Annotated in this window: 18 protein-coding genes and 3 pseudogenes; 5 read left to right on the top strand and 16 right to left on the bottom strand. The window is 64.5% G+C overall.

The annotated features are described in order from the left end of the window. Window positions 1-129: 129 nt before the first annotated feature. From CA234_RS06560 to CA234_RS06585, 7 genes and pseudogenes are all read right to left on the bottom strand, one after another. Window positions 130-1458 (bottom strand): hypothetical protein, encoded by a 1329-nt coding sequence (locus CA234_RS06560; RefSeq protein ID WP_206431102.1) that lies wholly within the window; start codon window positions 1456-1458, stop codon window positions 130-132. A 376-nt stretch (window positions 1459-1834) separates the two neighbouring features. Beyond that, the gene (locus CA234_RS06565; RefSeq protein ID WP_125976775.1) at window positions 1835-2467 is read right to left on the bottom strand and encodes a DUF6118 family protein; all 633 of its coding nucleotides are present in this window, start codon (window positions 2465-2467) and stop codon (window positions 1835-1837) included. 79 nt (window positions 2468-2546) lie between these two features. After that, window positions 2547-4931, bottom strand: coding sequence for a Ti-type conjugative transfer relaxase TraA (gene traA, locus CA234_RS06570; RefSeq protein ID WP_126001176.1), 2385 nt, complete (start codon window positions 4929-4931; stop codon window positions 2547-2549). Window positions 4932-4996: 65 nt separating this feature from the next. Continuing rightward, window positions 4997-5526 (bottom strand): annotated as a pseudogene (locus CA234_RS06575) (nucleotidyltransferase domain-containing protein); the annotation flags it as partial. A gap of 275 nt (window positions 5527-5801) precedes the next feature. Then, on the bottom strand, window positions 5802-6143 hold the full coding sequence (locus CA234_RS25325) for a zincin-like metallopeptidase domain-containing protein (RefSeq protein WP_346962886.1): 342 nt from the start codon (window positions 6141-6143) through the stop codon (window positions 5802-5804). Further along, window positions 6049-6702, bottom strand: a complete 654-nt coding sequence (locus CA234_RS06580; RefSeq protein WP_346962887.1) for an ArdC-like ssDNA-binding domain-containing protein — start codon at window positions 6700-6702, stop codon at window positions 6049-6051. Before CA234_RS06580 ends, CA234_RS25325 begins: the two co-directional genes overlap by 95 nt. A 798-nt stretch (window positions 6703-7500) precedes the next feature. Further along, the gene (locus CA234_RS06585) at window positions 7501-9822 is read right to left on the bottom strand and encodes a TonB-dependent siderophore receptor (RefSeq protein ID WP_164521729.1); all 2322 of its coding nucleotides are present in this window, start codon (window positions 9820-9822) and stop codon (window positions 7501-7503) included. Between the two features lie 91 nt (window positions 9823-9913). Here CA234_RS06585 and CA234_RS06590 point away from each other — a divergent pair, with 91 nt between their 5' ends. Genes CA234_RS06590 through CA234_RS06600 form a run of 3 tightly spaced genes read left to right on the top strand, consistent with a single transcriptional unit; the run spans window position 9914 to window position 12109 of the window. Further along, entirely contained in the window at window positions 9914-10216 is a 303-nt protein-coding gene (locus tag CA234_RS06590; RefSeq protein ID WP_206431103.1) for an iron transporter, read from the top strand. Then, window positions 10213-11793 carry a PepSY-associated TM helix domain-containing protein gene (locus CA234_RS06595; RefSeq protein WP_126001179.1) on the top strand — a complete coding sequence of 527 codons (1581 nt, stop codon included), beginning with the start codon at window positions 10213-10215 and terminating at the stop codon, window positions 11791-11793. The genes CA234_RS06590 and CA234_RS06595 overlap by 4 nt, the downstream gene beginning before the upstream one ends. After that, window positions 11783-12109, top strand: coding sequence for a DUF3325 family protein (locus tag CA234_RS06600; RefSeq protein WP_164521730.1), 327 nt, complete (start codon window positions 11783-11785; stop codon window positions 12107-12109). The genes CA234_RS06595 and CA234_RS06600 overlap by 11 nt, the downstream gene beginning before the upstream one ends. 209 nt (window positions 12110-12318) lie before the next feature. On the opposite strand, the gene CA234_RS06605 is transcribed toward CA234_RS06600, so the two are convergent. The 8 genes from CA234_RS06605 to CA234_RS06640 form a co-directional block, all read right to left on the bottom strand. Next, the gene (locus CA234_RS06605) at window positions 12319-12663 is read right to left on the bottom strand and encodes a YbaN family protein (protein WP_125976781.1); all 345 of its coding nucleotides are present in this window, start codon (window positions 12661-12663) and stop codon (window positions 12319-12321) included. 51 nt (window positions 12664-12714) lie between these two features. Continuing rightward, window positions 12715-13323, bottom strand: a complete 609-nt coding sequence (locus tag CA234_RS06610; RefSeq protein WP_125976782.1) for a biliverdin-producing heme oxygenase — start codon at window positions 13321-13323, stop codon at window positions 12715-12717. 26 nt (window positions 13324-13349) lie between these two features. After that, window positions 13350-14132, bottom strand: a complete 783-nt coding sequence (locus CA234_RS06615) for an energy transducer TonB (protein ID WP_164521731.1) — start codon at window positions 14130-14132, stop codon at window positions 13350-13352. 34 nt (window positions 14133-14166) lie between these two features. Next, a complete protein-coding gene (locus CA234_RS06620; protein WP_241213308.1) occupies window positions 14167-15627 on the bottom strand; it encodes a surface lipoprotein assembly modifier in 1461 nt (486 codons plus the stop codon). 158 nt (window positions 15628-15785) lie between these two features. Next, window positions 15786-16550: a Slam-dependent surface lipoprotein gene (locus tag CA234_RS06625; RefSeq protein ID WP_125976784.1), complete on the bottom strand. Its 765-nt coding sequence runs from the start codon at window positions 16548-16550 to the stop codon at window positions 15786-15788. A gap of 118 nt (window positions 16551-16668) precedes the next feature. Beyond that, window positions 16669-19716, bottom strand: a complete 3048-nt coding sequence (locus tag CA234_RS06630) for a TonB-dependent receptor (protein ID WP_241213310.1) — start codon at window positions 19714-19716, stop codon at window positions 16669-16671. Between the two features lie 166 nt (window positions 19717-19882). After that, on the bottom strand, window positions 19883-20884 hold the full coding sequence (locus CA234_RS06635; protein ID WP_125976785.1) for a FecR domain-containing protein: 1002 nt from the start codon (window positions 20882-20884) through the stop codon (window positions 19883-19885). Between the two features lie 110 nt (window positions 20885-20994). Then, entirely contained in the window at window positions 20995-21507 is a 513-nt protein-coding gene (locus CA234_RS06640; RefSeq protein WP_241213311.1) for a sigma-70 family RNA polymerase sigma factor, read from the bottom strand. A 239-nt stretch (window positions 21508-21746) separates the two neighbouring features. On the opposite strand from CA234_RS06640, the gene CA234_RS24570 reads away from it, so the two are divergent. Both CA234_RS24570 and CA234_RS06650 read left to right on the top strand, forming a co-directional pair. Further along, entirely contained in the window at window positions 21747-22088 is a 342-nt protein-coding gene (locus CA234_RS24570; protein WP_125976787.1) for a hypothetical protein, read from the top strand. Between the two features lie 776 nt (window positions 22089-22864). Continuing rightward, window positions 22865-22978: pseudogene (locus tag CA234_RS06650) on the top strand (transposase domain-containing protein); the annotation flags it as partial. A gap of 167 nt (window positions 22979-23145) precedes the next feature. On the opposite strand, the pseudogene CA234_RS06655 reads toward CA234_RS06650, so the two are convergent. Then, a pseudogene (locus CA234_RS06655) lies at window positions 23146-24048 on the bottom strand (IS3 family transposase); the annotation flags it as partial. Window positions 24049-24165: the final 117 nt, after the last annotated feature.

Here is a 24165-nt window from a genome sequence, read left to right on the forward strand (position 1 = left end):
AAGTATGGCAAAATGGTTCGCAGCCTCCTCATGCGAGCGATCATGATCTAGAACAGTCTTTGCGCAGGCCAGGGCCTCCTCTGGTTCAAGAGGAGCCAGCTCAATAAGCGAAGCCGCCAATGAGTCAAATTAACCTGAATAGCCCTGTGGCCTGGAAGTGCAAACGATCAACGAGTCACAATTTGCCTGAACAAGCACGTCGTCACATAGCAACCTGACCTGGGAAGCTACTTCATCCTTCACATCACCGGGAACCTCATCCAAGCCGTCGAAAATAAACAGCCAGGCGCCACTTGAGAAGGCGCGCTTTAATGTTCCAATTGCAACGGAGTGCTCGATCTTTCGAGAAAGTATACTAGCGATGTACGTCAATAGACCGTTAGGCTGATCGGCATTTTGTTCACCAAACCACTGAGCGTAAGCTCTTAGCTCAAGTAGCACGGGAATACGGGGCCGAATAGGGTGGCACTCAATATTCTTTGCACATTCTACCACTTCGCTAGCCAGAGTAGCCAATGTTGGATGAACGTTGAAATCCCCCTTAACGATAAAGCTCGCTCTTTGGATTTGACAGATATATTGCGTCAGCGTCGATTTACCCTGACCCGGCCCTCCTTTCACGAACCAAGTCCTTGAGCGTTTCGGCTGCATAATCCAAGCCTCAAGGCCCGGCAGAGGTGCGAGTTGCGGTCGCAACTGTTGATTTTCTGCTGATGTTGCTGTAAGAGCCCTGAGCGCCTTTACCGGGCTACGATCGCCCTCGTAAATAAATGGCAAATCAACGTAAAGCTTATGTATCCCTGTCCTACTGTCGGAACTTGAGCCGGCCTGCTCGAGCTTAGTAAACTGTTGCTCGCCGAACTGAGTAACTATAAAATAGTGTAATATATCTTTCAATGATGCGTTTTGATCTTCGATAGCGCGCTTCATCGATGATATAAGGTCTCCAGACGTCAGAAATCCAGCGTAATGAGATGCAACGTCCTCGTGGGACACGAGCAGATCTAAAACCTTTTGGCCGCCCCAGATATCGAATCGTTCGGCTAATTCAGGCCGCTTTTTCCTGACAAGCTCTTTAGCTGCGTCAAAGCATCCGGTTTTAGGATGACCACTCGGCTCAACGTTTGTGATGACAATCCAGTTATCTGGCCAGTCTCGGTTTTTTTCCTCGTCGTCAAACGCCTCTAGTTCGGCACTGATTGCCGCTAACAGCCACTTTTGAGGATTGGTGGACAAATGAGGAGCATGAAATTTTGATTGAATCACCCAGGATCCGGACCAGCAATCCACCGCCGAGGGATAAGGTGCTCGTCCCTCGAAATAGCCGTCTCGGCCGCCATCGGAGCCTGGGCCGAAGCCGGTATGCCCTGCCCCTAGCACACGCAGCGCGAGCATGTTCGCCATGTGTTCGAAGGTGTCTGGATCTAAGCGGGTTAGCTCGTAGGGCCGGGTTGCCAATGTTCACTCCTCTTCGGGGCTTACTCGTCAGCAATCGGATCGCCTCCGTCAAGGTGTCGAGCTCAAGAGGGGTCGAGGAAAAGCGTGGAGATGCAACACTCACGCTGCGTGACGAATTTCTTTTGGGACCATCGGCCAACCTGATCTTGCGGAATAATGCGAGGGTGAGCCGGGGGCGGGCCACACCCGGCATGCTCGGGCCTCAACGCGGCATAGCACATCACGACCCATGGTTATCTGCCTGCAGCCCGCGACTTGAGGTTGAATGTCGCCTTCTGAAATGAGCTGCCGTTCGGCATGACCTACCGGAACGGCAGGAATGTCCCAAAGCCAGCCCTTCAAGTCTATCGTGGTTAGCTTCCCCGGAGGGACAGTTTTATGAATGGCCGTTCGCCACGGGCATATTCGAGATTGAGCACTTCACTGGGGTATTGAGCTGCTCGGACCGTTTCCGGCACGTCGCAAGCACATCTGCATTGTCCTTCGAAAGTCGCACCGCATCGGCCAGCGCTTGCGCCTCCTGCGGGTCAGCAATCTCTAAAAGCCGCATGCCCGCGTCCCAAGGCGTGCGCCTGAGCAATGCGGCGGCCCGCTCCTCTGGCCAATGCCAGCTCTCGGGCGCGAGTTGAGCGACTAGCGATGGAACGAAAGTGCCGGAAGCGAAGCCTACCACTAGTGCTAAAACGGCTGCCCCCGCGATCCAAAGCTGCTGGGTCTCCGCGGAATGCGCCGACGCAACCATCCCCTTCAATTCCTGGACTGTGCCAGCAAGGGCATGGCTGGCGGCGGTCCACGCCCGATGACCGTCCGCACGCCACTGCGTGCCAGCTGCCTCGATCTGCTTCGCGACATCCTGGGGTGTCAACGTCATCGCCGGGCGCTTGGCTAGGATGTTGATTGCACCGCACACCTTATCGTAGCCGTCGCGGATCTTCTCCAGGTCTGGTCCATAGTCACGCGCATGCAATTCTTGCTGCCGCGCGGCAAAGCCGTCGACCGCAGCAGTCACCCCCCCAGCTTGCGTGACATGTCGTTGAACGCCTGGACGGTCTGGTCTGCTTCTACGGGAGGTTCGTGGATACCCATGGCTACATTCCAATCCCAAGGCCTCGGTCGCGATCGATCGAGAAGGTGAGCTGACGGATGATCGAACGGGTGCGGGCATCATCGCCAAGCGCCCGACCGACACCGCCATCGCGGCTGCCCGGCGACCATTCCGGCGACCATTGTAGGCCGATCAGCTCGCTGCCCCGGCGGCTGAGCGCGGCGCCTAGCGCCGGGTCTTTCTCCAGCCCCTTCGCCATCGATCGCATGGCGCTTTCGACACCGGCGCGCTTCTCTTCATTCTCCCATCCGCTGAGCTTGCCCCGACGCGCCTGAAGCTGCTGCCAGGCTTGAACAAACCGGTCCGCGCGCAGCTCGGGATTGGCGCGCACCTCCGCCTCCAGCTGCATCTGGCGAATCGCGTTTGCGGTGCGATCATTGGCCGCTTCGCTGACCAGACCCGGCGTCCGCTCGAAGGCCATGTCGAGATCGTGGGCACCGTGGGGATGCAGCGCGTTCACCGCCTCGGCAGTGCGCGCAAGCGCCGCCTTCTGAACTTCGAGCGGCGCACGACCCTGACCGGTCATGCGGCCTGCATCCTGCACCGCACGCGCATAGCCTTCGACCGCCCGCTCCAGCTTCCGGGTAGCGGACACCTCCGGCGCTGCCGCTGACACCGACAGTTTGAGCCCATCGAAGCGCAGCTTGGTTTGGACCCGTTCGGGCTCGGGGATGGACAGCCGCAACCCGTCGAACATGCCCTGCCGCCGGGCAGGTGCAGGCGCGCTGCGCTCGGGTTCGGCGAGTGGCTCTTTGGCAAGCGTATCGAGGATGCGCGACCGCTCGACGCCGCGCCGCGAAGCGAAGCGGTCGGCAGCAGCATCATAGTCGAGCGCATTGTCCTTCGGCCGGTCACGCGACAGGGCGCGGGCCAGCTTGCCCTGGTCGGCGAAGTCGTCACGGCCATAATGGAGCTCCACCGCATCGCGGTGCCGGGACAGCGCGACATAGGCAGCGTGCCGGTCGAGCCCCGGCGTCGCCAACACATGGACGCGGTCAACGGTGACGCCCTGCGCCTTATGGATCGTAGCGGCATAGCCATGGGTGATGTCGCCGTAATTCTTGTGGTCGAAGGCGACCTGGCGGCCATCGTCGAGCCGCACGGCCATGCGGGCGTGATCGACCTGTTCGATGGTGCCGAGACTGCCATTCTTCACACCCAGGCTGCGTTCGTTGCGCAGGAACATGACCCTGTCACCGGCCCCGAACAAGCGTTCTCCGCGGGTGGTTTCGACCGCAATATCAGTATCTAATGCCCCACTGCGCGTCATCACATCCCGGGCAAGTGCATTCAGTTCATCGCATTCCTGGTTGGTGTGGGTGAGAATCATGCGCGATGTCGCCGGATCGGCGATCCGCTCGCGATCCCAACGATCGATCAGCGCCGATCGCGCCTCGACTCGCGTGTCCAAGTCGACGACCATGCCGGCCTGGCCATAGGCATCCAGCGCCTCGGCGATGCGGCCGGTGGCGAGCTGGCGCGTCGCCAGTCGCTGCCAGTCTTCGCGCTGCCGGCGAATGTCGGTGATCTTGATCGCAACATGCCGCTCGGCGACCGAACGGAACGCCGCACCTGATTCAATCGCCTGAAGCTGCTCGGGGTCGCCGACCAGCACCACCTTGGCGCGGCGCTTCTCGGCTTGGGCGATCACCCGCTCCATCTGGCGGGTGCCGATCAGGCCCGCTTCGTCGATGACGAGGATCGACCGGTCGGTCAGCAGTTCGCGCCCCTGCCCCCATTGATGCTCGATGCTGGCGATGGTGCGCAACGCGATGCCCGAACCGCTTTCGAGATTCTCGGCAGCGATGCCGGACAGCGCCAGTCCCTGCATCTGATAGCCGGCGCTCTCCCATGCTTCGCGGGCGACGCCGAGAATCGCCGATTTGCCGGTACCGGCATATCCGACCACCACGCCCAGATCCCTGCCGCTGGTGACATGATCAAACGCACTGCGCTGCTCGCTCGACAGAACGAGCCCGCGTATTTCCGCGCGCACCAGAGCCAGTTTGCGACGCTGCTCGTCCACGCCATGCCCACGACGGGCATCGAGCTTCACGGTCGCGCACTCCAGCCGCGCTTCTGTCTCGATCATCTCACGGCTGGTGAAGCGTTCTTCGCCGCGTCCATCCTTCCCCAGCTTCACCAGTTCAGGTGACGCGCGCACTGCCGCCATCACGTGGTCGAACTGCTCCTTCCCTTCGCTGTGGCGATGCACGAACATCACCAGATCTCGCGTGGTGAAGGTCGCCTGGGTGCGGGTAATTGCATCCAGCGCGAGCGCAGGGTTGGCAAGCAGCTTCTCGCCGTTGGCGCGCGTGATCTGGTGATGCTCTTCCAGCCGCTCGGAGGTTAGGCCCTGTTCGGCCATCCGGGCCGCTGCCGGGCTTTCAAGAAGCCTTTTGACAGGTCCAATCCGGCAATCTCGAAAGGCTTCATCGCAGAGGGAAACCACTCGTCGAAATATTCCCTGGCCATTGCGAGCGCCTGGGGTGGGGTCTTCGGCTTCGGCTGGTGCAGCTCGGTGGGTTCGCTCTCGTACAGCGCGATGCCGTCGCGGGCGACGTCCATGAAGAAATAGCGGCCATGCGCCAGCCCATCGCTCACTTCCTGCATGGTGTGCACGATGAAATTCACCGGCGTGCGCAGCGTCTTGGTGATCCCGAGTTCACGGTTGAGTCGATCCTCTGCGGTTGCCCAGAAATCCACTCGGTCGGTCAACTTCGGGCTGTTGACGATCACGAGCAGATCGAAGTCCGACTGATAGCCCTTGGCGGTATGTGGCTCGTCGACCCAGCCGCCGCGCGCATAGCTGCCGTAGAGAAGGACCTTCAGATGCGCGCCGGCTTCTTCCAGTCCGACGTGGCGATGGCGATCGCGTCGCCAAACTCCTCGAACAGGATCTGGACGACACGCTCCAGCTCGCGTTGCTTGGCTGGGGGCAGATGGTCGAGGCTGGTCCTCATGGATCGATCCTAACGCGCTGATGCCGCGGCGTACACCTCGCCCGACTTCTCGGGCGAGGTGTCGCATCGCTCATGGCTGTTCGCCCCGCTCTGCTCGACCGAGCGCGATCAGCACGCGGGTGATGGTCTCTTCCACCTCCGCTACCGTGCAGCCATGCCGCCTGGCCGTTTCGACGTAGTCCAAATCGTCGACCTAACCGATCCGAAGATTGCCTGATCGCGCTCGGGCAGTGCACGAAAGGCGCGGCGCATCCGCCGCAGACGAAGCCAGCGCATCATTGCCCCACCTCCTCGTCCGAGACGAAGCTAAGCAGAAAGTCCGCCGCCTTGCTAGCAGCGCTCGCCGCCCGGAAGATCGCCTTTTCATCCTCGCGCAACACCGCCAGCCAGCTGCCGACATAATCGGCGTGCCGCACGGTCGGCCGGATCGCCAGCGACGCGCAAGTGAAGGCGCTTGCCACTTCGGCGACCAGCTCCTCCCGGCTATAGGCGGCGCTGCCAAAAGCCCCTGACTGGTCGCGGTCAAGGCGGGCCCGGTCCAGTGCCCCAGCTCGTGCAGCACGGTGCGATACCAATTGATGCGGTCGTAGAAGGCGAGCTGCGCGGCACTGCGACATAGTCTCCCGCCGGACTATAATAGGCCTCGCCGCTTCCAATCCGGATATCGGCCCCACACGCTTCCATCAGTGCGTGCGCGGCCGGAATGCGGTCGGCTTCCGCCACCGGCGCGCGCTGCTTCGTCACCGTCAGCCACTCGGACAAGCCTTCGCACTGGTCGACATTGAACACGGTGAACCGCTTCAGAAAGACCAGCTGCCGCGCCTCGCGATCCTCGTCACGGGCCCGCTCGGCCTCGTCCTTCGGGGTAAAGCGATCCGCATAGCAGATCGTCGTTCCCCGCTCGCCGCGCCGCACGCTTCCCCCCGCCGCCTGCGCCTGTCGAAAGGTCAGCCACCGCTGCGAGACATGCCGCCCCTCGATCACCGCCGCCCAGAGGATCAGCACATTGATCCCCGAATAGCGCCGCCCGGTCGCGGCATTGGCCGGCATCGCACAGCCACACGCCGCAGCATCCCGAGGCTGCACCCAGGGCAGCCGCCCCTGCTCCAGCTCGGCAATCACCCGTCCAGTCACCTCGGCATAGGGGCTCGCCCGGTTCTCGTGTCCAACACCCATGATCCTTGCTCCTTCCAAAACACCGCAACCGGCGCCGGAAGGGCGGGGGGAGCGGCAGGAGCGAACCGATAGTCCTGCCGAGGGAGGCAGGCTGCACCCGCAGGGCCGAAACAGCGTGGAGGAGTCGGGCACCGCCCGGCTTGCGGCATGTCGCGGCAGGACTACAGGGAAGCGACGCTCCCCCCCGCCCGTCCGCGTGCCGGCTGCACAACGCCGCCGCGCCCAGCGCGGCGACCATCCTGTCAGCGCAACCGCGCTGCCGGGGGCCACCCGCGCCCGGCCAAGAACCGCACTCTTGCAACCGGGCGGGCCGCGCGGGCAGCGTGCGCGCGCCAGCACGTGCGCCAGCCGCCGCCCGTGCCTCCCGCCCGGGCAAGTGTGCCACGCGTGCACCAACAACCCGCGCGCCCTGGTGTCGCTGAAGGCGTGCGCCAGCTCGCGCACCGCACCCGCGTTCCGCTGCCGGCACCTGCCGACCGCTGATCCGCCGGATCGGCTCCGCGTCCGCGATCAAAACCCGAAGGGCCGAGACGGCATACCGATTCGGCGCCGCACCAGCGGCGTGCGAGCGCGGTCACGCCGAGACGACCTTAACTACCCGACATTCTGGTCGTGTTCCGCGAATGCAGCTTCCAGCCAGAAGCGGGCGGCAGGTCCCGCCTTCGCCTCGCTAAGGTCTTCACGTCGTTCCTCATCGCACAACCAATGCGTCGAGAGCGATGATATTCGAGGCACCCCGCTCAATCCCGATCAGGCGGGTCCCGCCCCCGCCTGCGCAGGTCGGGGAACCGACCACGCTCACCAGCGCAGCCGAACCGATCCGGTGACCGTACGCGACGCCCCGAAATAGCAGGAGTTCGAGAAGGGGCAGGCGCTGATGTAGCGCTTGTCCAGCAGGTTGGCGGCGTTGACCGCCAGGCTCCATCCCCGCAGGCGCGATGTGGCAAAGCCCAGATCGTAGCCGAGCAGCGCGTCGACCAGCGTGAAATCCTCGGTCGTGAACCGCTGGAAGGTGGTGACGCCGTTGCGCACCAGATAGGTCGTCGTGCCGTCCGAGCCGCCGACAGTGCGCACGCCGCCGCCGATCGTGAGCCCGCCCAGCGGCCCCGATCGTCCGCCCTTGCCGAAATCATAGGAAAGGAAGCTCGACGCCTGCCATTCCGGCGTGCCGAGCTGGCGCGTGCCGGTGGTCGTAGGCGTACCGCTGTTGGTGGCGGTGGCGGCGACGGCCGGCGCGCCCTGGGTGATGATTGCATCGGTGTAGCTGGCGGCGAGGATCAGATCGAGCCCGCGCGCCAGTTCGCCCCGGCCCTCCACTTCCACGCCGCGCACCCGCACCTCGCCGATCTGGATCTGCGCATTGGCGGGAATGCCGGCCGTCCCGGCCCGCGGGTCGGTGACCGGCACCTTCTGCCGCCGCAGGTCGTAGACCGACAGCGTCAGCAGCGCGTTGGTGCCGCGCGGCTGCCACTTCACGCCGCCTTCGATCATCTTGCCGGTCACGGGATCGAACGGCACGCCCAGATAGGTGGTGCCGGTCTGCGGCTCGAACGATTCCGAATAGCTGACATAGGGCGAGAGGCCGTCGGCCAGCTCGTACAGCGCACCCAGCCGCATCGTGAACGCCGTCTGCGAAAGACGCGTCAGGTTGTTGGCCGCCAGCTTCTTGTTGATCGTCGCCTGCTCGTACCAGTCCCAACGGCCGCTGGCGATCAGTTGCAGACGGCCGATCGCCACCTGGTCCTGCAGATAGACGCCCACCTGGTCGCGCTTGCTGTAGGTATTGACGTAGCCGGACGAAAGCTGGGTCAGGTCCAGCGTCGGCAGGGTGCCGCCATAGACCGGCCGATACGGATCGAGATTGGGAATGCTGGTCAGCGGATTGCTGGTCTGGCCGGTGTTGAACTGCTGGAAATTCTCGCCGGAGATGAACTGATAGTCGATGCCGGCCAGTACATTGTGCCGCAGCGGTCCGGTGGCGAACTTCGCATTCAGCTGGTTGTCCATCGTCAGCGTGTCGAAATCCTCGTCGGCGCCGCCGCCGCCGCGGATCAGGGTGGTGAAATCGGTGTTGCGGCTGGCGCCCGTGCCGGTGGTGGCGAAGCCCGCCACATAGAGCTGGCGATAGCTGAGCGTGTTATTCTGGTAGCGCAGGTTCGAACGAAAGGTCAGATGCGCGTCGAAATCGTGCCGGAACAGCGCGGTGATGGCCTTCTGCTTGTGATTGTAGCGCTCGTAGTTCGGATCGCCGGTATTGACGTGAAGCGGCAATGCGCCTGCCGAGCTGGGCAGCGCCGCGCCATACGCCGGCACCCCGGAATAGCCGCCGCCGCTGGGCGCATGCTGATAGGCGGCAATCAGCGTCAGGCTCGTCGCGGCATCGGGCGCGAAGGTCAGCGAGGGGCTGACATGGTAGCGCTCGCTCTCCGTGTAGCGCGTGAACCCATCGGCTTTCTGCCAGCCGCCGACTAGACGGAACAGCAGCTTGCCATCCTTGGTCAGGGGCTGGTTCACGTCGGCCACGGCGCGCAGCGCGCCATAATTGCCCGCCTGCAGCTCGACGCGCCCGAATGCCGACGCCTCTGGTGTCTTGCTGGTCAGGTTCACCAGCCCCCCCGGTGTGGAATTGCCATAGAGCACCGATGCCGGCCCCTTGACGATATCGATCCGGTCGATGCGGTTGAAGTCGGTTTGCGGCATCGAATAGGGACCGGCGAGCAGGCGCATCCCGTCGAGGAAGACGCCCGGCGTGAAGCCGCGCAGCAGCAGCTGGTCGTACCGGCTGACGGTGCCGCCACGCTGGTTGACGGCGACGCCTGCGACATAGCCGAGCGCCTGGTTGATCGACAGCGCGTTGCGCAGGGTCAGCTCTTCTTCGGTGATCACCGTGATCGTCTGCGGCGTCTCGATCAGCGGCGTATCGGTCTTGGTGCCGGAAGCCGTGCCCTTCGCTGCCACCCCGGTGACGACGATCGCTTCGCCCGCACGCTGCTGCGCATCCTCCTCCTTGGTTTCGTCCGCAGCGGTGCGCGCCAGCACGCCGACCGGGGAGGTGAGCGCGGCAGCGGTGAGTGCGAGCAGAGAGAGGCGGCCGCGAAGGCGGCTGGCCGAAATGCGCATGAGGGTTCCCCGTTTTGTTATTGATACCGATTCGCAGTTGCGGTTAATGACGTTCCGCGGCGATGGCAAGCGATGCGGGGAGCAAGCGTGGATGCACGACGAACATGACAGGACACGCCCTCCACGGGGAAGCATGGCGCTGGCCGGCCGGGGCGTCACGGCGGCGATCGGCGGTTATGCGGCGGCGGCCGCAGGCTGCGCCCTCGCCGCGCGCATCCTTCCCCTGCCCCGCGTCGAAGCGACCTTGTGGGCGATGCTGGCTTCCTTCCCCGTCTATGCAGCGCTGGCACTATGGGCGTTTCATACACGCAGCCCGGGTCGGGCGATGGCATTGGTCTGGGGCCTAGCGGCAGCCTGCACCGCCGCGCTCTTCCTGCTGGGCGTGCGGCCATGAGGACGCCGTCGTTCCGCCAATCCATGGCCCGGATCCATGGCTGGATGGGCCTGATCGCCGGCTGGATCCTGTTCGCGATGTTCCTCACCGGCACCGCCAGCTATTTCCGGCCGGAAATCACGCGCTGGATGCAACCAGAGGTGCGCGCGACGCCGGCGACACCGCCGGTCGCGGCAGGCAGCGCGTTCGCCTATCTCCAGCGCACCGCCCCGCAGGCCGCGCGATGGACCTTGTACCTGCCGGACCAGCGGACGATCGCGACCCGTGTCTTCGTCCGCGACGGCGATGTCGTCAAAGCCAAGCCCCGCGCCAAGCGCCCCCCGCGCCGCGAGGTGCGACTGGATCCGGTGCAGGGCACACCGCTCCACGCCCGCGACACCCGCGGCGGCGAACATTTCTACCGCTTTCATTTCCACTTGCAGCTGCCGCATCCCTGGGGGCGCTGGCTCGCGGGCGCCTGCGCGATGTGCATGCTCGGCGCGATCCTCTCGGGCGTGATCACCCACAAGCGCATCTTCGTCGACTTCTTCACGCTGCGCTGGGGCAAGGGGCAGCGCAGCTGGCTGGACGCGCACAACGTATCGGCGGTCGTCGCACTGCCGTTTCACGCGATGATCACCTATACCGGGCTGGTCACGCTGATGGTGATGTACATGCCCTGGCCGATCGTCGCCAATTACGCCAAGCCCGCCCTGTTCGCGAGCGAGGCGGTCGGCGCCGCGCCCGAGGCGCCCCGCAGCGGTACCCCCGCGCCGCTCACTCCGGTCGCGCCGCTGGTGGCAACCGCGACCCGGGCCTGGGACGGCAGCCCGCCAGCGCAGATCGTGGTGACCAACCCCAATGACGCGAACGCCCGCATCACCCTGTTCCGCACCGCCACCGACCGGCTGAGCGCGCGGGGCGGTGCGATCACCTTCTCCGGCGTCGACGGCCACACGATCGCATCCTCCCCGCCCCCCGGTCCCGCAGCGCGAACGGCGGCGGTGCTGCTGGGGCTGCATCTGGGCTGGTTCGCCGATACCGGCCTGCGCTGGATCTATTTCCTGCTGGGCGCGAGCGGTGCGGCAATGGTCGGCACCGGGCTGGTCTTGTGGAGCAGGAAGCGGGTCGAGGCGCGCAGCGGCGTATGGGGGCAAAGGCTGGTCGAGCGGCTCAATGTCGCGGTGATCGCATGCCTGCCCGCAGGCATGGCCGCCTATCTCCTCGCCAACCGGCTACTTCCCGCCGACCTTCCGGGACGCGCCGACCTGGAGGTCGCCGCAATGTTCTACACTTGGTTTGGCCTCGCCCTGCTCGGATGCCTGCGCCCGGCCTGGCGGGCATGGCGCGAGTCCTTCGCCATCGCAGGCACTGCCTGGGCAGCAATTCCGGTGGTGAACGCCCTGACGACCGATCGGGGCCTGCCGCACGCGCTGGCGGCGGGCGACCGCCTGTTCGCATCCTTCGACTTGGCGTGCCTTGCGCTGGCCGCCCTTCTCTTCTTCGCCGCCCGCAAGACGGGAAAGGCGAGGCGAACGGTATCGGCATCTCCCACGCGTCGTGCCGAAGCGCAGAATGCCCTCGCCCATGCCGGTTGATGTCGTCGCACTATCCTATGCGGGCCTTGCCGCGCTTGCCTTCTCCACCCGGAAGCACGCGTTGAGCGCGCCATGGTCCGCCCCTTTCTGGCGGATGCGATGGCGCCGGGCGGCTATCCTCCTGCTGGTGCTCGCCTGGACGCGAGCGTCGACGCGCTACGGCGTTGCGCTGGGGACGGTCGCCATGCTGGGTATTGCGAGCGTTATGGGCATCCTGCTCGTGCTGGCGCTATCGAAAAGTTCGCGGGCAGCACTCGCTTTAGGTGCAGCCTGTATCGCGGCTGGCATCGCTTTATCGATCGTGCCCAATTCCTGAGCCGAACAGGCCCCATTGCCTTGGCGGCCGGGGCAGGCGCCCCGCGGACCTACGATGGCAGCATGCCCGCTTCTGCGGACCTTGCGCTCGCGCCCCTTGCTCATTGAAGGATGCCCCATACATGATCTGGCGCTGCCGTTCCGTGGCTAGGTGATTCTTGAAGGTGCGCGGCTACCTGTCGGGGCCACAGCACTGGGTACTTACCGATCCTACGGCCTGCGTGGCGCCGGTCGGCTGATGATGAATGCCGCGCACTCCACCAATCCAAGACCGACGACAAGGTCGAGCAGGAGCGTCGGCCGCGCGCCCCACCAGAACAGCGCATAGCCTAGCACAATGCCTGCGCACGCCATGCCCTTGGCGCGGGCGCCGATCGCGCCGTCTTCCCGCCAAGCACGGAGCGTCGGCCCGAACCGCGGATGGCGGAGCAGCCACGCCTCCAGCCTCCGCGAGGAGCGCGCGAAGCAGCCCGTCACCAGGATCAGGAAAATCGTGGTGGGCATCAGCGGAAGCAGCGCGCCGATGAAACCCAGCGTCACGAACAAGAAGCCGATTGCCGCCCAGGCCCCCGCGACAGATGGGCGACAACTCGGCGATGACGCGGCTCAGCCAAAGGTAGCTCCGGCGAGTTCGTGGACTCGGGAAAACGCGGCCCGCGCTCCAGCGATTACGCGCGCATCCTCCTCTTCCGAAAGATCGAGCGTGTCGAGGGCGGCGGTGAACTCCCGCCAATGCTGCGCGCGGCCGTCCGGATGGCCGGCAAGATGCCGCGCGCCGTGGCTGGCATCCAATCCCAATGCTGCGGCCGCCTTGTAGAGGAAGGCCGCGCCGAGATTTGACCCTTCGGCCACGTAGAGCCAACCGAAGGCGGTCGGCAGGTCGATCGGTGCGGACCCAAAGGCCGGGGCTTCATTATGATCGGGGATCGGTATCGCCAGATGATCAAGATCCCGGGCGATGGCTTGAAGCCGGCGGCGACCCGCAAGATCCGGCAGCAGGGCATCGAGCACCGGGTGCTGGTAAAGCGCATCGATGTCGCGGTGGAACCGATACTGCATGTGCAGAAAGCGGCCGTACCGATCGCGATCCCGAAACGGCTCTGCCGCCATGATCCGATGATCCAGCGTTGCGTGGACCGGACTGGTGGCGGCCTTCAACCGCTTCGCGCGGCTCAACTCGGCCGCCGCGGGATTGTTTAGGATGGTGGTGGTCATGCAACGCCCTTTCTTTAGAGGAGGTGTCAGTGTCGGAGCGAGAACAGGATGGGAATCGTGACCATCACCGGGTCTCCGGGAATGTCGGCGGTGGGTGGCGGCACCGGCGATCCCCGACGGGTCATCGCCGCCGCTTCGCTGTCGAGCATCGGATAGCCGCTGCCGCGCGCGATACGGGCGCCGAGCACATGGCCCTGGCGGTCCACGGTGATCGTCACCTGTGCGATTCCTTCCTCGCGGGCACTCTGCGAGGGGCGCGGATACCGCAGGAACCGCTTGAGATGCCCGAGTAATTCGCTCTCCCAATTGGCGAGCGCAGCCTGCGCGTTCGACGCGCTGTTTACGTGCGCGGCGGCGGTCGAAGCCTGGTTCGCGATCACCGGCGGCGCGGTGGTCTGATCGACACGCCGCGTCGGGCTCGATGCCTCTTCTGCTGAAACCGCTGCCGCAGCAGGCAGTTCGCTAGGCACCGGCGTCAACACGCGCTGCTGCTGCGGGGTTACCGACCGGCTGACGCTGGCGGCTTCCCGTTCCTGTTGGCGCGGGCCCGGAGCTACCTCGACCGGCGGCGCGGGTGGTGCGGCAGCCATTGGGGCGAGTTCAAACGTGACGGCCATTCGCGACGATGGCGCGATTGGAACCAACGGTGCTTGGGGTACCCAGGCGAGGATCGCGAGCACGGCACCGAAGACAAAAGCCGTGCCGGAGACACCGAGCCCGCGGCAGGCAGGCGGTACTTCGTAGCGGGACCGCTGCCACGCCACCTCGACGGTTGCCAGCGACGGGTGGAAACAGCGCGGGTCGAGCAACAGCGGCGCGCGGCCAAGCCGCGACGGGCGAGGGTTAGAAGGCATATTCAAGCCTCAGTGCGGCGGTGGTGCGCTTGTAGGAGTAGAGCCAGTCGACATTGCTCTCGACCCGGTTTCGCTGGACGAGGAAGTTCGGGGTCAGCCCTGCGAAGCGCAGCGCTGGCAGCTTGACGATCGCGACGATGTTCTGCTCGCGATCGTGGCGCTTCGCCTCGAGGAGTTCGCTGTACGCGCGGTAGTCGCGCCAGCGGAGCGACGTGAAGATAAGCAGACCAACGGCCTTGCCGAAGGACTTGTTCATGCCGAGACGGAAGCCGAGTTGCCGATAGGCATTGGCGGCATTGCTCGCCGTCTTGTCGACGAAATCGGGTCCGCCGAACAGTGACAGGCCACGCGACACGCCATACCAGCCGGTTAGATAGGCTTCCGTCTGGGCACCGTCGAAATTGCGATATGCCGGCAGCCGATAGTCGAGAATCTTGCGGCTCAGCTCGATGCGGAGCGCCGTATGGTCGTTCGCGTTGACCACCGCCTCGCCCCGCACGCCCCAGGCGGTATAAAGCGTCGCCGATCCCAGGCTTCCGATGTCGAAGGTGGGGGCCAGGGCGAAGCTACCGCGCGCCGATTGGTGGTCATAGCCGATCTGGGTGGAGAGCGTTGCCTGACTATAGCTGACGTTCCCTGGATAGATATCGCCATAGAGCAGGGCGCGGCCGGCGATCCCGCCATTGCCGCCGATCGGCACGCGGCGGCTGAGCATGCCTTCGAAGTTGATACCGGCAGCTTGGATCGCGTCGGGCACCTTGCGATCGATCAGGCACGTGCCATCGTCGCCCTTTAGGAGGCAGGCATAGCTCGCCGAACTCTGGTTGAGATTGCTGCTGTAGCCCGGGCCGATCGCGAGAGATCCCTGCCATGCGCTCCGCCGCCGCAGCACCTTTACGAAGGTATCGACCGTTTGGCGGATGCCGGCGGCCTTGTCGCCCTGCGATTCTAGCATGGCCTGGGCTTGCCGGAACTCGGCGAGTGCTGCCCCATCCTTGCGGTTTTCGAACAGGACACGGGCCAGTTCGAGCAGACCGGGCAGAAAATCGGGCTGAAGTGCCAGCAACGCGCGGTAGTAGCGCTCCGCAGAGGCGAGATCCCGGGCCTGCCGCGCCAGCGCGCCCTCGGCATAGAAGACCAGCATGCGATCGCGCTCGGGCAGAGCCAGATAGGCCTTGAGAAACCGGCGCGCGTCGGCCCATTGCCGCCGTGCCACCGCGATATAGAGCGCCTCCCCCATTTCGCTGGCATTGCGAGCGACTGTGTAGGTTCGCCCGTCGATGCTAATCGTTGTCGGTCCGGTGCCGAGATCCTCGACACCTTCCAGCAGCTGTAGCTCGGCAGCGTCGGAGCGTCGATCAATGCTCTGGTCGAGGCGCAGGCGCGTGTCGTCACCACCGATGGTCTGGGCGCGGGCAGTTCCTCCCGCCGCGATGGCCGCACTAGTCACGAGCAGCGCACCGGCAAGGCGCTGTCGAAGAAGCGAAGGTACGCGCTGCACGGCCGAAAGGCTTTCCGTTGGCGGTCGAAGGAACGCTCGTTGCAAGCGAAGGGAAACGAGGGGATCCGAAGATCCCCTCGCCCGAATGGCGGAACCGACGGGGAAGGTCAGTTCTTGGTGCCACCGAAGGCCGTGTCATACTGGCGGCTACCGAACGCGACGACGCCAGCAAGCGCCGCGGCGTTGCTGCCGTAGAAGCGGCCGCTGACCTGGCCTCCCGAGGCAACCTGCACCCCGGACTGGGTTGCGGTCGCGTCGCCGCCACCGATGATGTTGGTGCCATCGATGTCGGCGGTACCAATGTTCACGCCGAAGCCGGTGCCGGCATTGGCGATGCTGCCGGTGAGCGTCGCCGCGCCGAAATTCGCGGTGAACGTGCCGGTCAGCAGGCCCTTGTTCGCATAATCGCTGATGCCCTTGACCGAGTAGGTTGCCGTGCCACTGGTGGGTACGGTCGTACCGGCGCTGTCACCGGCATAATAGACGGTGTGCGTGCCGTCGCCGACGCTCGACGTCTGCGCCCATTCGCCGAAATAGAGGTTGGCGGTGCCGACCTTGGCGAAGTGGAACACGCCCAGGCTGCTGTGGTTCGATGGTGCGTCCGATGGCGCGTTTACGGTCGAGACCGCGTTGGCGTCGACGCTTACCGAGGACTGGAGGCCCTGGAAGTCGACGAGGCGGCCGAGGCCCGTCGACGGGACGGCGATGCCCGGACGGCCCGAGGCGTGCGGACCGCCATTGACCGTGCTGGTGCCGACCACGACCTTGCTCGTGTCGGTCGATACCCCGACGATCTGCGCATTGGCAGCGCTGCACCAGGCAAGCGATGCGACGGCGGCGGCCGCAAGCGCCTTGCGATGTACGATCTTCATGATAGTGCTCCTGCAGTTGGAGCGCCTGAACCTTCAGGCGCCTTCTTCCAGGGCGCGTCGCCATCCCACAGGTCTTGCAGGGTTTGTCGGGATGGGCGGCGGCCCTGAATCTCCGTCATCAGAACCGGCCCGTGAGGCTGAGCCGGACTGTCCGGCCTGGGGCCGGCATGAGGGACCGCGACAGCGGGTCGAGATAATAGCGGTCGTTGAGGTTGGTCGCGACCAGCTCGGCCGAGTAGCGATCATTGAGCCGAAACTTCACATAGGCGTCGACGGTCAGGATCTCGCCCCAGCTATAGGGGACGTTGAGACCATAGCCGCTGATGCGATCGGCGACCGGGCCGCTGATGAACGCGTCGAGCTGCGGATTATCGTAGCCGCTGTACCAGGTCAGGCGGCTGCCGACCTCCAGCCGCTTCCGGAGGAAGCGTCCGCCCAGGCTCCAGTTGATCTGGTCCTCGGGCGTCGCCTGGGTGAGCAGGTAGCTCGAGACGAAGCCGTATTTGACGCAGTTGGGAACGCGGCCCTGCACCGGATCCTGCTCGATGGCGAAGCTTTCGTCGCACACCTTGTTCTTCGTCATGTGCGCCGCGCCCAGTTCGGTGAAGAACCGGCCATTGTCATAGCGGGCCTGCAGCTCGAGACCCTGGATCTCCTGCCGGTCGAGATTGAAGAACAGGAGCTGCGTCGAGCGCTCGATCACGTCCCTGGTGAGGTTGTTATACCAGGTGAGCTTGATATCGGCGCGCTGGTCGGCGTCGTTGAGGCCGAAGACCCTCTTCAGATCCTGCACGAACCCCGCCTCGATCGCATACATATGCTCGGGCTTCAGCACCTGGGTCGGGTTGAGCGACGCCGAGAAGCCGATCGTGCTCTCGAAGATGCTGGGGAATCGATACGCCTCGGCGTAGCGGAGATAGGCCCTGCTCGCGCCGCTGAAATAGACGGTGGCCGAGGCGTTCGGCGCCCAGTCGTGGGCGCGCTTGTCGGCGGACTGCGTCACGGCGGCGTCTGTCATGACCGGCGTCATCGCGCACGAACCCGCGACATAATTGGACATCGCAGTCAGCGAGCCGTTGATGCAAGGATTGTCGGCGCGCCGGAAATCGCCCTGCGCATCGGGCGACCAGACGGCATTGTGGGTGACGGTGAACGGCACCGGATTGGCGATATAGGCCGCCAGTCGACGCTGGATGATGTTCTGATTGGTGAACTGGGTTCGCAGCCAGGCCTCGTACGCCGCCGCCCCCGTCTCGGTAGTCTGATAGCTCGCATTGTAGCCCGAGATGATCGACTGCCCGATGGAACCGCCGCGAATCTGCAGCAGGTCGTCGAGGAAATCGTCATGGGCCCAATAGCCCGAATAGGTAACGCCGGCATTGAGCTTCAGGAAGCTGGTCGGGCGCCAGTCGCCGCGCAGATGGAGGCGATATTCCTCGCGCCGCCCGGCCCGGGGATATTGCCGCCAGCCATTGGCGATCGCGTCGCTATACTGGTCCTCCGAGCTGAGCTTCTCGTGCTGCCAGCTCCCCTCGAGCATCACGTCGAGGCGGCGGCTGAGCTTCACCTGATTGCTGGCGGTAAAGCCGATGCGATCATTGTGGCTGTTGCCCAGCGCCGTGTTGATGAGGATGGGATCGACCGTGGAAGCGGCGTTGGGGAAGCCGCCGGCGCTATAGGTGTCGCTGACGGTGTGCGTCCCCCACAGGCTAGCCTTCAGGTCGATCCATTTGCTGTCCGGCTGCCACTTGTACTCAGCATTATAGGCCTGGGCGTGGACCTTGCTCAGCGGCCATTGGATGTTGCCGAAGGTGGAGGTCGAGGTAGAGATGATCCGCGAGGGGATGATCTCGCCATAGGTCGACTTGCTGTCGCGGAAGCCCAGCTGGAGATATTGGTCGGCGGCGATGTGCCAGGTGCCCTTGGCCAGCCAGGACTCCATTTCGCTGGAGGTGTTGGGCACCTCTTCACCGGGCTTGTAGTTCAGCCCCAGCAGCCGGACATAGGTGTCCGGCGCCAGCTCGAGCCCGGATTGCTGATAATAGCCCGCGCCGTTTTCGCCCGAATAATAGTTGCCGCGCTGACGATAGGCATAGGCGGCGATCAGGTCGAAATCGCCGAGGCGCCCGGCCGCCGCGAGCCGCACCGCCTTGTCGCCCATCGAGAAGGCGTCATTGTCGGCCGCCTTGTGGATCGGCACGCGGACGGTGGGATCGTTATAGGGAAAGTTGGGCAGGCCCGGCGTGCCCGGACTGCCGGGGAAACCCGCAATGGTCCGATAGTCCTGCCCGGTGCGCAGGGTCGGCAGCTGCGGCGACACCGCATTGTTGCCGCCCTCAAGGTGCAGCTCGATGCCGAATTTCCGCCCCGGCTTGAGGATGTCGGCCACGTCGAGCGTGTTGATCACCACCGCGCCGCCGGTCGAGGCGTTGACGCCGCGCGCCGAGACCGGCCCCTTCAGCACCTCGACGCCGGCGATCAGGCTGGGATCGATATAGTTGCGGTTGCTGGCGCCGTTATAGCCGCGCCACACTGTCAACGCCTGTTCGGTGCCGTCGATGATGACCGGCACGCGGCCGGGGCCCTGAATGCCGCGAATGCTCGGATCGAGCGCACCGCTGTTGCGGGAGTCGCCGCTGAACACGTTGACCATGCCCTTGAGAATGTCGGCCGGGTTGACACCCTTGTAGCGCTCGACCTCGTCCTTGCCGGCGAATGCCGAAGAGAGGTCGCGGTCGAAAACCGCGTCGTGCCGCCGGGCATCGCGCTCCGCGCCCGTATCCTGCGCGCCGGCGGCGCCTTCGATCTTGAGCGCTTCGGTGACGATTGGGGACTGCTGTCCATCGCCGCCGTCGGCGGCCTGAATGCGCTCGAGCGTGACGAGATTGCCCGACAGATGCCAGCTGCACCCACTGCCCGCGAGCAGCCGCTGCAGCGCTTCGGCGATCGAAAGCCGGCCGCGCACGCCGGGCGAGCTTAGGCCGCGCACGATGGCGGCATCGACACTGATCTGGAGACCCGACTGCTGCCCGAAACTTGCTAGCGCGTCGGCCAACGACGTCGCCGGGATGTCGAAGCTGCGCGACGGTGTCTCGACCTGCGCCTGCCCCATGGCGGCAGCCGGCGACAGGGTCGTCGCCGCGCCTGCCAGAAGGACGCTCCCCATAATCGACCGGCGCCTTGACCGCGCCCACGAACCCCCGGAAACCACCAAGCTGACCCCTATCCTTCTGCCTATGAGGAATGCAAATGCGAGTCATTTGCATTCCTCTGTTTAGTCAACGGATCGGCTTCAGGTTTTTTCGGAGTTTTTTTCGAGGAGGCTTGGGGGCTCAGTCCGAGGTGACGATGGTGATCCAGGGCGTAACCTGCGTCACGCGCACCATATGGGCGGCAGCAAGCGCGGCGAGGGCCTCCTGGGGGTGGCGGAGATCATAGACGCCGGTGACGCGCCGCGTCTCCAGGCCTTCGCCGCGCGCGACGATGATCCCACGGTACCAGGGCCGCAGCGCATCGACGACGTCACGGATCGGACGGTCAGTCGCAACATATTGGCCATCGATCCAGCTCGCGATCCGCTCGGGCGGGGTATCGGCGCGCAGCGCCTTGCCGGCGTCGCACGCCATGTCAGCCGATTGGCCGACCGACAGGATCGCGTCGGGTGCCGCAGTAGCGCAGGCGACACGCACCCTCCCCCGCCGTACCGCCACGCCCACGCCATCCTCCCGGGCCTGCACCTCGAAGGCAGTCCCCAGAACAGTGACGGTGGCGCCCGATGCGCCCATCCGGAAAGGCCGGGACCGGTCATGCACGACGTCGAAAAAAGCCTTGCCGCGCAGCAGTCGCACATGGCGCTGCCCGTCCGAATAGTCGACCGCCAGCGCACCGCCCGGCGCCAGCTTGACCAGCGTGCCATCGGCGAGGTGGATTGTCCGCACCTCGCCGGTCGGCGCAACATGGTCGGCGCGCAAATTGGTGAGGAGGCTTGGTCCGGCCCAGAGCAGAATGCACGCGGCGGCGGCCACCGCGCCGCCCGCAAACAGGCCTCGGACGAGACGGTGCCGCTGGCGCCGGCGATCGAGAGCGTGCTCGATTGGTACGACCCTGGGAGACGGCGCGAACGCGAGCGAGAGGACATCCGACGCGTGCGCGGTATCGCCCCAGGCCTGCGCGTTGGCGGGACTGGCTGCGAGCCACGCTGCGAAGGCGATCCGCAACGCGGGCGATTCCGGTTCCTCGTCGAGACGAATGAGCCAGTCTGTTGCCTCGCGGTAGGCACGGGCCTGCTCGATGGCGTCGCCCTCCCGTGCTTCGCCCTCCTTGCGGCTGTCCATTAGCTCGTCCTCATTGCCCGCGGCCAATCGCCCGTCGCACGATCGAAGGGTTCTTACCTGCTCGACGATCCGGATGTCGGTTTTTTCGAGTGGGTGACAGGCGCCACCACCTATTGCCTGTCGCGGAGCGCTGCGCGGCAGCGGGTAACGCCCTCGGCGACCAAGCCATGGGCGCTTGTCACCGATATCCCGAGTTGCTTCGCGATGTCCTTGAGCTTGATGCCCTCGATCCGGTGCATCCGGACCGCGGCCCGCATGCGTTCGGGCATCCGCGCCAGCGCATTCTCCACGGCGCGCAACTCGAATCCGGAGATGACGGCGGCTTCCTGCGATGGCGTTTCGCTCGGCACCTGCAGCGGATCCGCGTCGCCTTCAGTTTGGAAAAGCCGACTCTCCAGACCGCTGCGGCGTGCGCTGTCGAGCGCTAAGTTGCGCACGATCCGCGAGAGATAGCCGAGCGGTTCATCCATCTGGCGCTCGGCAAGAGCGGCACGAAAGCGCAGCCATGCTTCTTGAAGCACATCCTCGGCCTGCGCGCGATCGCGCGTGATACGATTCGCCTGCCGCAGAAGTTCGGATCGGTAGGAAAGAAAGAGTTGCAGGGTCTCGGACTGTTGGGACAAGCCTACCACCATATGTCGCTATTGATGCCCCTGGTTATCTGCCTGGGAGGTAAGCGCCCGCGACTCCTGCGATCGATTCGCAAATACTGCCGGATAGTCGCAGAGGCAAGCCATTGCACACCGGTGGAGGTCCCGGCGGCTGTCGAGGTTTGAGTCGGTCATGGAAGTGCAAACCACCCCGCCTGGACCGGTTCTTCGCGCGCAACAATCCGGCGGCGCGAATCAACCTTATCCGGACGATGCTGAACGCAATCGATCGCGGCGACTGGCACGCGGACGCCGCGACCCGCGAGAAACTCGAACGGCTGGACCGTCCAGCGGTGCTGCAACGGGGATCAAAGGTTTCCCAAACCTCAAACGCGCAGAGCCTGCGGAACGGCTCGCCAGGCAGGGGGCCGGGCCGAGGCATGACTGCAATGGGGCGCCTTGCCGCCGGAAACCGGATCTCCGGTTATGAGCTGACGACCGCAAATTCGATGCGCACACTACCCGCCACCGATTCACACCGAACCGCCGCTTGGCATCTTGTCGGCATCCTGCTGCTGGCCATCGCAGGATGCGCACTGCGCCCAAGATGGTAGACCTGCCGCCCTCGGAGTACCCTGCGATACGGGCCGACCTGGGCAGCCGGGGCAAGTAGGTCAGGCGTGCAGGCCTGTGTCCCGCCCAACCTTTGGGCTCCCTCCCTGCCCCATCGGATGGCAGAACATGATATGAATGATGATGGTACTTTTGATGGCATCAAGCAACTCCATAAGAATATTATACTTTTTCTACAGATAGATACATACGTTTCTCGGCAACCGTAGGGGTCACCAGCGATTTCAATCGCTTAGCTGCCGAATAGTTGCACAAACGTGCAATTGACTGCAAATTTACTGCAAAACCGTAGCTGGAAATCGGCGGACTTCACGGATTGTTCTAGGGTCAGTGGCGTTTGCATCCGAACTTGGTGAAGCGCTGGCGAGCGTCTGATTCGCACCGAAAGCTCAACCTTTCCACCTTTCTTCGATGCAGTCGCGGGCCATCGCCAATGGGCTCGCTCCCGGCAGCTGGCGACCACCTGCCGCCATTCCGGCACGACCGCGCGTACGTCGGCTTACATCGAACTGCTCACTCCTAATTTTGACAGCTGCCGATCGGCTATGCGCCCATCCATGTCGTTCAATTGGAAAAGCAACTCGCCTATGAGCGGCCAGTCCGCTCATGACTGGGACCGGGACATTTCCGCCATTCGAGCGGCCTTCCTTAAATGGGGAGTTCGGCCCAAAGCGCTCATTCCGAGCGAAACATATCTGCACCCCCATACGCGACCATCCTTGTGTGCTCAGGAAAGGCCGGTTTCGAAGAAAAGGGGCAGGAAAACCATGTCGACCCGCACGCATGGTTCGTCGACGTCCTCGCCCGCATCGCCGAGGGCTCTAACAGCCGCCTCGACGAACTGCTCCCGTGGCACGGGCGCGCTGTTTAGCGCGAAATCTTCGCTTGATCCCACTACGCCGCGGCCTTCGGCGTACGCTTACCATGAACGGATAAATGCTTGGCCCGCCTTCGTCGCACTGCCACTGGGAGTGACAGAGGTGGCTCGGTTTGTCTGCACATGCTCGCGGCTTGGATAAGTGGACCACCGCTGGTTGTTCATGCCGCTGCGAGTAGCGGCTGGTCGAGGTATATCTGGTCAGGCGTGCGGCCGCCAAGCGCGGAGTGCGGTCTGACGGCATTGTAGAAGCCGAGATAGTGGCCGATGCCGGCGCGAGCCTCGGGGACGGAGGCATAGGCGTTGAGGTAAACCTCCTCGTATTTCACCGAGCGCCAGAGGCGCTCCACGAACACATTGTCACGCCAGCGCCCCTTTCCGTCCATGCTGATGGCGATCTTCTCGCGGTGCAAGACGGCGGTGAACGCGGAGCTGGTGAACTGCGAACCCTGATCGCTGTTGAAGATTGCCGGCTTGCCATGGCGCGCCAGCGCCTCCTCCAGCGCCTCGATGCAGAACGCTGCATCGAGCGAGATCGATACCCGCCACGCCAGCACCCGCCGGCTGAACCAGTCGACGATGGCGACGAGGTAGACGAAGCCGCGTGCCATCGGCACATAGGTAATGTCGGTTGCCCAGACCTGGTTGGGCCGGATCACCGCCACATTGCGCAGCAGATAGGGATAGACCTTGTGCTCGGGTGCCGGCTTCGACGTGTTCGGGCACCGGTAGAGCGCCTCCAGCCCCATCCGCTTCACCACGTGGAGCCGCCCCGCCGCAACGCCCTCCTGCCGAAGCAGATCGCGCAGCATCCGGCTGCCGGCAAACGGGTAGAGCAGGTGCAACTCGTCGATCCGTCGCATGATCGCCAGGTCGGCTGCGGATACCGCCCGCGGCTTATAGTAGATGCTGCCCCGGCTGATCCCGAGCTGCCCGCCTGAGCCGTCAGCGGCAGCGCATGACCACGGTCGATCATCGCTTTGCGCTCGGCAACAGACCTGCCTTACCGAGCGCACCGGCCAAAAATCATTCGCCAGCGTCAGTTCGCCGATCTTAGACCCAATGACCGTCATTCGCCTCGCGCTTCGAGGCAGGTGGGGCGTAAGCTCAGCTTGTCAGGAAGGAGAAGGACAATGTCGATCAGCAAGTTTGTCGGTCTCGATGTCCATAAAGAGACGATT

Source organism: Sphingomonas sp. ABOLE (assembly GCF_003950455.1).
Taxonomy (GTDB): Bacteria; Pseudomonadota; Alphaproteobacteria; order Sphingomonadales; family Sphingomonadaceae; genus Sphingomonas; species Sphingomonas trueperi.

Bases quoted from the DNA above. Each gene is read 5' to 3' on its own strand.
- traA (WP_126001176.1), bottom strand. From the start codon at position 4,931: ATGGCCGAACAGGGCCTAACCTCCGAGCGGCTGGAAGAGCATCACCAG.
- CA234_RS06630 (WP_241213310.1), bottom strand. From the start codon at position 19,716: ATGGGGAGCGTCCTTCTGGCAGGCGCGGCGACGACCCTGTCGCCGGCT.
- CA234_RS06600 (WP_164521730.1), top strand. From the start codon at position 11,783: ATGCCGGTTGATGTCGTCGCACTATCCTATGCGGGCCTTGCCGCGCTT.
- CA234_RS06635 (WP_125976785.1), bottom strand. From the start codon at position 20,884: ATGGACAGCCGCAAGGAGGGCGAAGCACGGGAGGGCGACGCCATCGAG.
- CA234_RS06590 (WP_206431103.1), top strand. From the start codon at position 9,914: ATGCACGACGAACATGACAGGACACGCCCTCCACGGGGAAGCATGGCG.
- CA234_RS25325 (WP_346962886.1), bottom strand. From the start codon at position 6,143: ATGTCGCAGTGCCGCGCAGCTCGCCTTCTACGACCGCATCAATTGGTA.
- CA234_RS06580 (WP_346962887.1), bottom strand. From the start codon at position 6,702: ATGGGTGTTGGACACGAGAACCGGGCGAGCCCCTATGCCGAGGTGACT.
- CA234_RS06610 (WP_125976782.1), bottom strand. From the start codon at position 13,323: ATGACCACCACCATCCTAAACAATCCCGCGGCGGCCGAGTTGAGCCGC.
- CA234_RS06585 (WP_164521729.1), bottom strand. From the start codon at position 9,822: ATGCGCATTTCGGCCAGCCGCCTTCGCGGCCGCCTCTCTCTGCTCGCA.
- CA234_RS06625 (WP_125976784.1), bottom strand. From the start codon at position 16,550: ATGAAGATCGTACATCGCAAGGCGCTTGCGGCCGCCGCCGTCGCATCG.
- CA234_RS06595 (WP_126001179.1), top strand. From the start codon at position 10,213: ATGAGGACGCCGTCGTTCCGCCAATCCATGGCCCGGATCCATGGCTGG.
- CA234_RS24570 (WP_125976787.1), top strand. From the start codon at position 21,747: ATGCTGAACGCAATCGATCGCGGCGACTGGCACGCGGACGCCGCGACC.